This is a genomic window from Microcoleus sp. PH2017_05_CCC_O_A, from assembly GCF_020738785.1.
In the GTDB taxonomy this organism is placed as follows: domain Bacteria; phylum Cyanobacteriota; class Cyanobacteriia; order Cyanobacteriales; family Microcoleaceae; genus Microcoleus.
Window position 1 is genome coordinate 1 of record NZ_JAEQCB010000200.1, and the last position, 11437, is coordinate 11437.

The 11437-nt window shown below is 44.5% G+C and carries 8 protein-coding genes and 1 pseudogene; 4 read left to right on the forward strand and 5 right to left on the reverse strand.

From position 1 onward, the window contains the following. The 3 genes from JGK20_RS30925 to JGK20_RS30935 form a co-directional block, all read left to right on the forward strand. A partial coding sequence (locus JGK20_RS30925) for a CHAT domain-containing tetratricopeptide repeat protein (protein WP_366039708.1) occupies positions 1 to 3812 on the forward strand: 3812 nt, incomplete at its 5' end. A gap of 13 nt (positions 3813 to 3825) precedes the next feature. Beyond that, positions 3826 to 4185 (forward strand): hypothetical protein, encoded by a 360-nt coding sequence (locus JGK20_RS30930; protein ID WP_293233327.1) that lies wholly within the window; start codon positions 3826 to 3828, stop codon positions 4183 to 4185. Positions 4186 to 4781: 596 nt separating this feature from the next. Next, on the forward strand, positions 4782 to 6278 hold the full coding sequence (locus JGK20_RS30935) for a hypothetical protein (protein WP_293233329.1): 1497 nt from the start codon (positions 4782 to 4784) through the stop codon (positions 6276 to 6278). Positions 6279 to 6294: 16 nt separating this feature from the next. On the opposite strand, the gene JGK20_RS30940 is transcribed toward JGK20_RS30935, so the two are convergent. The 3 genes from JGK20_RS30940 to JGK20_RS30950 form a co-directional block, all read right to left on the reverse strand. Beyond that, positions 6295 to 6909, reverse strand: coding sequence for a type II toxin-antitoxin system PemK/MazF family toxin (locus tag JGK20_RS30940; protein ID WP_293233331.1), 615 nt, complete (start codon positions 6907 to 6909; stop codon positions 6295 to 6297). A 4-nt stretch (positions 6910 to 6913) separates the two neighbouring features. Further along, complete coding sequence (locus tag JGK20_RS30945; RefSeq protein ID WP_293181767.1) at positions 6914 to 7396, reverse strand: type II toxin-antitoxin system antitoxin SocA domain-containing protein; 483 nt, start codon at positions 7394 to 7396, stop codon at positions 6914 to 6916. A 291-nt stretch (positions 7397 to 7687) separates the two neighbouring features. After that, complete coding sequence (locus JGK20_RS30950; RefSeq protein WP_293212381.1) at positions 7688 to 8158, reverse strand: DUF4079 domain-containing protein; 471 nt, start codon at positions 8156 to 8158, stop codon at positions 7688 to 7690. Between the two features lie 96 nt (positions 8159 to 8254). Between JGK20_RS30950 and JGK20_RS30955 the strand changes: the two genes are divergently transcribed. Beyond that, positions 8255 to 9736 (forward strand): ankyrin repeat domain-containing protein, encoded by a 1482-nt coding sequence (locus JGK20_RS30955; RefSeq protein ID WP_293181771.1) that lies wholly within the window; start codon positions 8255 to 8257, stop codon positions 9734 to 9736. 232 nt (positions 9737 to 9968) lie between these two features. Here the strand turns inward: JGK20_RS30955 and JGK20_RS30960 are convergent, their stop codons facing one another. Further along, positions 9969 to 10919 (reverse strand): 2OG-Fe(II) oxygenase, encoded by a 951-nt coding sequence (locus JGK20_RS30960; RefSeq protein ID WP_293233333.1) that lies wholly within the window; start codon positions 10917 to 10919, stop codon positions 9969 to 9971. A 283-nt stretch (positions 10920 to 11202) separates the two neighbouring features. Then, positions 11203 to 11437: pseudogene (gene purH, locus JGK20_RS30965) on the reverse strand (bifunctional phosphoribosylaminoimidazolecarboxamide formyltransferase/IMP cyclohydrolase); the annotation flags it as partial.

The window sequence follows — 11437 nt, forward strand, 5'->3', positions numbered from 1 at the left end:
TTGAAGTGATGCAGGAAGTGGCGAGTCGGATGGCGGCGGATGGCGAACAAAATGCGGGTTTTTTGCAGCAATTGGCGGGGCAAATTAGTCAAGCTTTGGGTCAAGGGACGCAGGGAGGGAATGCAGACCGCGATTCTGCTTATCTGCAATTGATTAATGCGCTGCTGAGTTGTCCTAACGGTGAGGAACCGCAGATTTTAAGTGCTAACTCGGAATTCCTGGATCTGGGGTTTATGCAAGCTTGCGAGGCAGTAGCGGCAAGTTTGGCAGAGCAAGGAGAGGAAACTCAGGCTAATTATTTGCGAAATCTTGCCAGTCAGGTAGGGGAATTCTTGGGCTTCACATCCTATCGGGACAATGATGTTGAGAATAAGTCGCCAGATGATTATGAAGGGTTTTTGCAATTGCTGTTGAAGACCGAGTATGATAATTTTGGTGGTGATTCACGACACATTTATGCAGTATTGCAAGCAAATCTAGATAAGCTAAATCTTAAGTTGATTCCAGTTATTCAGGAAACGATGACTGGATTCATGGGTGGAATAAACGACCCAAAACAAGCAGAAATATTTGCTGGTTTAATTGGAAATATTGCTATTAAGATTAGTAATTTTCCTAGAGGCAGTAGGGATGAAAATCTAGAAATTGCTATCGCATTTTACACCGCCACACTGGAAGTATACACCCGTGAAGCTTTTCCCGAAAATTGGGCAAGGACGCAAAATAATCTGGGACTTGCTTACCGTAACAGAATCAGGGGAGAGAGGGCAGACAATATTGAAAATGCGATCAGATTTCACACAGCCGCACTCGAAGTCCTCACCCGCGAAGTCTTTCCCCAAGATTGGGCAATGATGCAAAATAGTCTGGGAAATGCCTACAGTAACAGAATCAGGGGAGAGAGGGCAGACAATATTCAAAGGGCGATAGCATTTTACACAGCCGCACTCGAAGTCCTCACCCGCAAAGCCTTTCCCGAAGATTGGGCAATGACGCAAAATAATCTTGCAATTGCCTACTATTCAAGAATCAAGGGAGAGAGGGCAGACAATATAGAAAGGGCGATTGCATCTTACACGGTCGCACTTGAAGTCTACACCCGCGAAGCCTTTCCCGAAGATTGGGCAAGGACGCAAAATAATCTGGGAAATGCCCACAGTAAGAGAATCAGGGGAGAGAGGGCAGATAATATCGAACAGGCCATCACTTTTTACACTGCCGCACTCGAAGTCCGCACCCGCGAAGCTTTTCCTCAAGATTGGGCGCAGACGCAAAATAATCTGGCAAATGCGTACTTATACAGAATCAAGGGAAAACGGGCAGACAATATCGAACAGGCCATCGCCTTTTACACTGCCGCACTCGAAGTCTACACCAGCGAAGCCTTTCCCGAAGATTGGGCAGGGGCGCAAAATAATCTGGCAAGTGCGTACTTATACAGAATCAAGGGAGAGAGAGCAGACAATCTCGAACAGGCCATCGCTTTTTACACTGCCGCACTCGAAGTCTACACCAGCGAAGCCTTTCCCGAAGATTGGGCACAGACGCAAAATAATCTGGGAAATGCCTACTATTCCAGAATCAAGGGAGAGAGAGCAGACAATCTCGAACAGGCGATCGCCTTTTGCACGGCCGCACTCGAAGTCTACACCCGCGAAGCTTTTCCTCAAGATTGGGCGCAGACGCAAAATAATCTGGCAAATGCCTATGGTGATAGAATCAAGGGAAAGCAGGCAGACAATCTCGAACAAGCGATCGCATCTTACACCGCCGCACTCGAAGTCCTCACCCGCGAAGCTTTTCCTCAAGATTGGGCAACAACGCAAAATAATCTGGGAAATGCCTACAGTAATAGAATCAGGGGAGAGAGGGCAGACAATCTCGAACAAGCGATCGCATCTTACACCGCCGCCCTAGCAGTCCGCAGCCGCAAAGCCTTTCCCGAAGATTGGGCGCAGACGCAAAATAATCTGGGAACTGCCTACTATTGCAGAATCAGGAAAGACAGGGCAGACAATATTAAAAGGGCGATCTCATATTTCTCTGCCGCACTCGAATTCTACAGCCGCGAATCCTTTCCGATAAACCATGCTGAAACATTATTGAATTTAGGGCTGGCCTATCGAAAAGTTCCCAATTTGCAGCTAGCTAGTGATACTTTTGCTAATGCCATTAACACCGTAGAATTTTTACGGAGTGAGATTCATTCTGGCGATGAAACCAAGCAGAAATTAGCCGAAGAATGGAATAAACTCTATCGAAATATGGTAGAAGTTTGCATAGAACTAAAAAACTACACCGCAGCCATAGAATACGCCGAACGCAGCAAAGCCCGCAACTTAGTCGAACTCCTTGCCACCCGCGACCTCTACCCCAAAGGTGACATTCCCGAAACCGTTCTCAACGAACTCTCGCGCCTGCGTCGAGAAATTGATGCCGAACAGCGACGACTGGACATCGAACAGACAAATCGTAACAGCAATGGCCGCACAATATCGGGAGAACGCAGCCCCCAAATCGACAACATACAAAGCACCATTCCCGATCAAACCAATCTCATCCAATTACGGAAACAACTCGATAAATTGATTGCCCAGGACATCACACCCATCGACCCCGACTTCGCACTCACCCAAGAAGTTAAAGGCATCTCCTACAGCGAGATTCAATCCCTCACAGCAGAAAATACAGCTATCCTTCAGTGGTACATTACAAGCGACAGACTTCTTGCTTTCATCATCACCCCAGAATCACCAACTCCGATAGTCTGGCAATCTTCAAAAACCGACTTTAAAGCCTTAGAAAATTGGTTCAACGAGTATCTAAAAGACTACCAAGAAAACAAAACTCAATGGCAGCAAAACCTAGCCTCCCGCCTCCAAAGTCTAGCTGATATTTTGCATCTCAACGATCTTCTGGGAAGAGTTGCCAAAAAGTGCGATCGACTAATTCTAATTCCCCATCGCTTCCTGCACCTTCTCCCCCTCCACGCCTTGCCAGTTAGCCGTGAAATCTGGCAGCGGTTTAATTCAGAAACCCCATCTCCCGAACCCACTAATCCTTGCCCGCTAGATTGCTTCAAACAACTGCCGTTTACCGATATAGAAGTACCAGCCATCCGTCAGAATTTCCCACCCGAAAATCAAGATATTCTCATCCAAAATAATGCCCTAAAATCAGTTATAAACGACAGCCGCCTCCGCATCGCCCACTGCGCCCACTTTAGCTGTCACGGCTACTTTAACTTTCAGCAACCTTTGCTATCCGCATTGCTGCTAGCCGACAGCGAATTACCCCCGCCAGCGCCAGCAGAATCAAATCCCAACCGTTATCAACCCTTAAAAAATGGCAATATTCTCGACCTTGACAAATGCCTCACCTTAGCAGACATCTTTGCCCTCGACTTCCGAGAATGTCGCCTAGTAGTCCTCTCCGCCTGCGAAACCGGCATCAGCGACTTTAGCAGCATCAGCGATGAATATATCAGCTTACCTAGCGGTTTCCTGGTGGCCGGGAGTTCCAGTGTAGTACCGACACTTTGGGCAGTTAATGATTTGTCTACTTCATTGCTGATGATAAAATTTTATCAGAATCTCAAAGCCGGGTTAAGCGTCGCTCTTGCCCTCAACAAGGCTCAACTTTGGCTGCGGGATGTTACGGTAGAAAAGTTACAACAGTGGACAAGCAAACTTTCGATACGTCCCTCTCTAAAAGAGGATCTATACGATATGCTCGATCATGTAGACTCCACAGAACAACCACCTTTTCGATCGCATTATCATTGGGCTGCATTTTGTGCAACTGGTCAGTAGAAATCAAATAAGTATGCCGGAAATTAATCAGAAAAATATCAACGCCTTCATACACCTCATCAAAAATCATAAACCCCTGTTTTTGATAGACAATAGGCATGAAGACCTTAATCAAGCAAAAGATACTTTCCGAGAAACAGAGGACGATCTTGCTGATGATATCATTGAATGGTGTGCAAAGTACACCGACATTCAACAAGCATTACGCCAGACTCGCAAAGAGTTGTATCCAGCAGCAACCAAATCTACGGAGGGCGATCGCCTACCCGGAAGCACAAAAATAAATCCTCCACCAAAGTCTTCGCCTCCCAAAGCTGCCAAAGAAACGCTATTAAATGCCATCCAAGAAAGTTTTCCCAACCAGTCAAAATAGAATACTGGGCGGTTGAAATAATAGCAACCCCCAAGGCGATGGGATAAATTGTAGGGTTCCTACATTTTTATTTAGGGTGGGGTCTAATTAATCAATAAAATCCCAAAATCCTGTAGGGGCGGGTTCGCCAACCATCTATAAAACCTACCAAAAATCTCATAAACCCGCCCCATCCCCGCCATTATTCACATGAACATCTTGCGGATAAATTCATGGTACATTTTGATTTTCAGTTGGGTGGGGGCGGGTTTACAAACCATCTATAAAACAATACGGTTCACTTAACGCTTTTTTACAAATTTCATCTCACGATTTTATAGGCAAGACAGGCATTTTTTGCAGTTCAGATTGCTCTTAAGTGAACCGTATTGATCTATAAAACTCACAAAAAATCTCATAAACCCGCCCCATCCCCGCCATTATTCACATGAACATCTTACCGATAAATTAATGGTATATTTGGATTGTCAGTTGGGTGGGGCGGGTTTACAATATTATTTGTTTTTGCCATATATTTTTGGTGAACCCGCCCCTACAAATCGGGTTTATTATAAAAACACAACGTGTCTTATCTGAACAATATTAGGCTCTAGGTGATGAATAGCACTCAATTGATAGGCAAACTTGCCAACCCAAAACTAACGCTGTTTGCCTTTCAATTGTGCAACAACCTTGCCAAAGGCGACCAACAAACTGTAGACAATGCCGACCATTTATGGCATCAATGCGTTGCTTTGGGAAACCTGCTGCAAACTAATCCAAAACTCGATGCTTTACCCGAACACCTTGCTAACAAAAAGAGCCAAAATAGCCAACCAAGCGAGTATTTAGAACTTTATGAGTCAGATGGTGATAGAATCCTATCATTTACGACTCTCAGCCAACCGGACAAAGTATCGCTGCAAGGCGCAATTTATCCGGTGCAACTGCATGACACTTACGCCCTTGACTTGACGCTGCTTGCTACAGATACACTAGAAACCAACCAACTCAAAAATCTAAATTTTCAAGGTTGTCTGCTACCTAATAAAATCCAAGCATCGCTCGGACAAACCCTGCTATTATTTGCCAAACCAGTTGATTTTTCTGGTAATCATCAAGAATTAGCAGTAGCTTGTGTAGAAGCTTTGTTTCAAGATGTAGAAAACCAGCCAAAACCCTATTTAATTGCAGAGGGCCAACTTCTCGGTAGTCCGATTTGTGAATTTGACAATGCTCAAGCAAATCCGAGTTTAAACTGCCATATCCTAGTCTGGTTAAACACAGATGAAAAAACTTCAGAGTTAGAGGATAGTGGTGATTATTATCGTCTGCTGCTGAATTTGTTATGCTGTCGGACTAAAATCCTTTACGTCTATGACAAAGCGGAGCGCTGCAACAAGGAAGCGAGGAAACTGTACAGCCAATTAGAACAGAAGGTGGAAGAGTTTGGCAAGTTAAAATCAGATCCAAAAGAGCGACTGCAACAACTAGAAGATTGGCTGATTCAACTTCCCCAAATCGGGTTTGAGTATGCCCGCTATTTGCGAGATATAGAACTTCACCTAACTACAATTGAAACGAATGCTGACAATTATAGTCACTGGCACAAACAACTTGTCAGTTGCAGCATCGAAGGAACAGATAACTTAGATTTTATCGAAGATTTCTTGAGTGGGAGTTGCCAGATGTTTCAGAAACAGATTAAAATCAACATGAGTTATCTTACCGCAGGACGGCAATTGTTTCAGCAGATGATTGAAACAATCCGAATAATTGTCGAATTGGACGGTCAAAAACAACAAGCAAAGTTTGAAAAAGCGGAAAGAAACAGCGATACCGAATTGCAAAACACGATTCAATCGGTAGGTGCAGGCATCGGTGCAGGCATCGGTGTAGCCGGAATTATTGCTAGCAGCTATCCTCTGATAACTCAAGTTCCAATAGCACCTTTTTCTACATCTTTACCACCGCATCCCTTTGTATTATCCCTTTTCTTCAGTTTGATATTCGGCGCAGGCTTTGGCTTTGGTACTTGGCGGTTGACTCGGAGAATTAAGCCCAAGGATAGAGATGATAGCAATCAGATAATTGGTAGAATACCGGGCGGTTGAAACCGCCGTCTGCATCTCACCATAATTCGAGGTCGCTTATGACTTTTTCTAAATCAATCTTTTTCGTCATATCCTTCGGCAAATAATCAAAGACTTTCTCTAAAACTTCCACAGACACATTGTTCATCAACCAATCATCACTAGAATCATTCCCAAGATTCAAAAAATACCTTAAACGTTCTTCTATCGACTCCTTATCTCCTTTATCCACTTGTCCAACTCGCTCAAACCAATTCCCTTGGGAGTCCTTAAAACAATTAGCATCAATAGTACATATCTGATGCACTAAAGCCAATGAATTGCGATCGAGACCATTTTTGCTGGTCGAGTTAATCGGATATGCTGTTGGCAAACCTTTACAGGTTTCTTGGAAAGTTAAGGGAATCACGGTAAAAGTTTGTAAGCATTCAGACTTATCTTGAAATTGGTCGATTTCCCAAAAGAGATAATGATGCTCTCCTCGCAGAACCCTACTATAATTAATTATCCGTGTACAATCAAGCGTCTTGCATTTCATCTCGTCTGTTTGACTTAAATCATAAATGTGATTGTGATTGTGTTGGCAACGAAGAGATACTTTCTGGGGATTCACTAAATAAATCCAACCTTGACGAGGTGTTTTTCCAGCCACGTTATCACCCTAATTCATTGATTAATTTTTGTCTTTCTGTCTCTAGATTCAGCCTCACCACTTGATCTTGTTGATGGCTATCTTTAACCTCAATCATTGGCGCAGTGCTGTACACATACTTTAGCAACTTTTGGATTTTATCCTGTCCCGAACCTGCCCATTCTTTCCGAATGTTTTCTAGCATTAGTTTTAGTCCTACAGGTAATTCTAAATCATCGATATTACCTGCTTCGGCACCAAGTCGGATAAATATAGTTTCTCCCACAAATTCTTGAACAATTGTTTTGCCATTCATTTGATTTAAGGCGACTATTATGTCTTCGTTCCAAGGGCTATAGTGATAATAACGCCAATTGAGCTGCGTAAGTTGTTTGTTTGTCCATTTGACAGCATAAAGGTCGGCTAAATATAAGAATTTGATTAATTGGTTTTTTGTAATGTGGCCTTTGGTGGCGCAAACAAAATAGTTGATGAGGGTTTCTAGCATGGCTTTGATTTTTTTAGGGTGCGTCGCTATTATAAAAATTCATTAATTCCATCGATAATCTGAGCGCGATGTATCTTACGACTGTTGGGAAAGACTAAAAGATAGGGTTGTTTATTCAACTGTTGAACAACCAAGGTGCGTCGCTATGAGATTGTCGATCGCGACACACCCTACGACTGTTACGATTAAAGAAACCGGGTTTTTCGCAGAATTTACGTCTACAATCGGTATTTTCGTCAAAAACCCGGTTTCTGGACACGTGCGCGCAAGTCCTGAATCGTACTTTAACCGTTACATTTTACTGATGATTCTTTGCACGATTTCTACACCTGTTACCGCTTGCCAGCCAAACAGCCCCAACAGCCCCACATTTAGAAGGATGTGAGTGTATCTCGCCCAATTTTGACCTTTTTGCATGAACGGAGTCAGGGAGGCTGAAATGGCAATTATGGCGGTCATTCCCAAGCCTGCTACTAGGTGCGGGGCGACAAATAGTTTGCCGTTGTTGATGTAGGTGACGGCCATTCCGCCGATCGCACCTGTTACCATCAAGCCTAGCAGCAAAGAGCCCATCTGATGGTGCTTGATATTGAATTTGCCCTTAATTAACTCTTTCTTGACATCACCTTCCGCACTTCTGGTACGGCGGATTTGAATTCCCAGATACAAAGCATAAAATGAGATTGCTAGCAATACCCACATTAAAACTGGGTGGAAGAATTGACTCCAAACTTTCACAGACTGCGGAATTTCCAGATTCATAGTGTTCTCAGGATTAGTAAACATACTTCATAAAACTTAGCATACCAGTAAGTCCGTCTCGTGCGACGGTACAAATATACGGTATGAGAGACTATTATGCCTGCCACTAAACAAGACGCTGTATTGATCCAAGCTGCCAAGACTGGCAACATTATTCACGTCCAAGCCTTACTCGCTAAGGGCGTTGACGCTAACGCCAAAGACTCTGAGGGGACGACGGCTTTGATGTTTGTCGCCCAAAAGGGCTATACGGAAATCGTGCGTATTTTACTAAACAATGACGCTAATGTCAACCTCGCAAGCAGACGTTTTGGCCTCACGGCTTTGATGTTGGCTGCGGCTAACAAACAGGCTGATGTTATGCGGCTGTTGTTGGCTGCGGGTGCTGATGTTGATGCTAAAAATGATGATGGAAGTACGGCTTTGATGGCGGCTTCTCTCAAAGGTGATATCAATGTTGTCCGGCTGTTACTTGATGCTAAGGCTGATGTGAATGTCCGAGATAAAGATGGAGATTCGGCTCTGAAAATAGCTGCTTTGTCGGGACACGAAGCTGTTGTTCAAGCTTTGGCTGATGCGGGTGCTGTTGCTGATAATTCTATGCTATTTTCAGCTATTAGTCAAGGTAGCGCTAAAATTGTCCGAATTTTGCTCGATCGCGCTGCGGATGTTAATCTTAAAAATCAGAGGAGCAAAACTCCTTTGATGCTGGCTGCTACGGCGGACAATTTGGCGGTAGTCGAGACGCTGCTAGCCGCTGGTGCTGATTTGGAAATTCCCGACAAAGAGGGCGAAACTGCTTTAACTTTGGCTGCGGATTGCGGTAATGTTGATGCGGTGCGAGTTTTGCTGGCTGCGGGTGCTAATGCGAATGTCAAAAGTGGAGATGGCGGGACGGCTTTGATGGCGGCGGCTGCTGGGGGAAATTTGCCGATCGCACATATCTTACTAGATGCTGGCGCGGATCTCAACGCGAAGGACAGAGATGACGAAACTGCGTTGAATTTTGCCGTGGTTGAAGGCTGTCAAGATGTGGTGGAATTGCTGTTAAACCGAGGTGCTTATGTCGGTTCGAGAAATCGGTTGGGCGATACGCCTTTGCTGGTGGCGGCTGTTCACGGTCACAGTGCGATCGTATCCGCTTTGCTGCAAAAAGTAAACTCAAATCGTCCAGATTTCCTGAATGCTAAAAACTTTGGCGAGACAGCTTTGACTCTAGCTGCGTTTCACGGACATACTGAAACGGTGAAAGCCTTGCTTGACGGCGGTGCAGATCCGAATATCCCGGCGGATTTGGGGAAAACTGCTTTAATGAAGGCGTGCGATCGCGGTTATATGGCGATCGTCAAAATATTAGTCGAAAAAGGTGCAGATGTCAACTTGCTCGATGAATCCGGCGCAACCGCTGTGATGTGGGCCGCCCATCGCGGTTATGCTGATGCTGTAGAGATTTTAATCGCCGCTGGTGCAGAGTTAAATCACAAAAATCCGGGAAATTATACAGCTTTAATGTTAGCTGAATTTAAAGGTTATTCCACTGTCGTGAAATTGCTCAAAAATGCCGGAGCTCAGGAGTAAAAATCGCATCGTGGGAGATGCAGACGGCGGTTGAAACCGCGTCTATACAAACCAACCAGACGGCGGTTGAAACCGCGTCTATACAAACCAAGTCCGCCTCCGCGGACTGAAGAAAATGCTGTGTCAAGAAAAAACGTAATGTTAACCATCCATTCTTCAACCCGCGGAGGCGGGTTTTGTTTTTGTAGACGCGGTTTCAACCGCCGTTTTATCTTAACCCGCAAATCTTGTCTCAATCGGCTTTACGCACCCAGCCATTAATAGTAAACCTACTATCAGCAAAAGCTTTAGAGGGACAGCTAACTCGCAAAACTTCGTGCATATAGCGACTCAGAAAAAATACAATACTATTATTCCGAGGTTCAACCGTTCTGAATGTCTCATCTGCAACATAAAAATTGTTCTCGACTTTGCTATCGTAAATCAGCAATTCCCCGCCTGAAAAAGCCTTAGGTTCTCGGTTGAAATAATAAACGTAAGTAAAAAATCTGCTTGCGGTATCTGGCGAACCGCTGTCGTTGTGAAGTTTATAAAAGTTGTTGTCATTGTGCATAGTTAACTGAGCTTCTATGTCACCCAGCGGAAATGCTGGGATATTTAATTTACGCAGCACATCGGGGAGAATTGCTTTAATGCGATTCACCATCAGTGTAGAAAATTCCGGGAAGGAGTGGAGCACCATTGAGCGACGGTAATCTTCGGCATTTGTTGAGGTACTGGTAGTTACAAATTCTGACTCTTTGGCTAAAACATATTTGATTAGTTTGTTCTTTTCTGCGGTTGTCAAAAAGTTATCTATTTGGGCGTAGCGAGATATTAAATCGTCATTTACGGGTGCAGGGGCGGGAATTTCTGCGGGAATTTCTGGGGGAATTTCTGGGATAATTTCTAGGGGGATTGCTGGCTGCTGCGGTTGCGGTTGCTGCAAGAAAATTGGGGGTTCGGTGACTAATCCGACGAGATGTTCGGCGGGAAACGAAAGGCTGGAACGCCCGTCGTCTATGGGGATTTGGAATAAGGTGGAAAAACCTACTGTCTGTTGCTGGCGATCGACTAATGCTTTGACAAGGTTGTGCAATAATGGTGTGTCGGATTTGAGCGTAATAGTGCACTGATGTCCGCCGGTAAGCAGGATTTTAACTTTTACGTCTTGGGGTTTAATTTGCTGTTCACTGTAAGTCATAATTTTTTTAAGGACGCAACTGGAAAATTGGTAGGAATATAACAGTTTTGATTGGTTTCATAGTCTTCTCGATCCCCCCTAGCCCCCCTTAAGAAGGGGGGGACAAGAGTATTTAGTAAGGATAAGAGTATTCTCAAAGTCCCCCTTCTTAAGGGGGATTTAGGGGGATCTAGACTCGGATACCAACGAGAGATACAAAGAATTTTAGACTTAAGTTGACACCGGCGAACACTATTGTATCCCTATCATAGGCTACACAATTAAGAATTGCTAGGCATTATTCCTAATGCAAGAAGTGACGGATATCAGTGAAAACCATTGTGATTCCGAGTTGGTTGGCGGCTGCGATCGAATCTTTATCGCGCATACTTCCTCCCGGTTGGACGATCGCAATTATCCCCGCTTCAGCCGCCGTTTTGACGGAATCGTCGAAGGGGAAGAAGCCATCGCTAGCCAAAATCGCTCCTTTACTCTTCTCTCCCGCTTGTTCCAACGCTAGTTTAACCGATCCCACACGG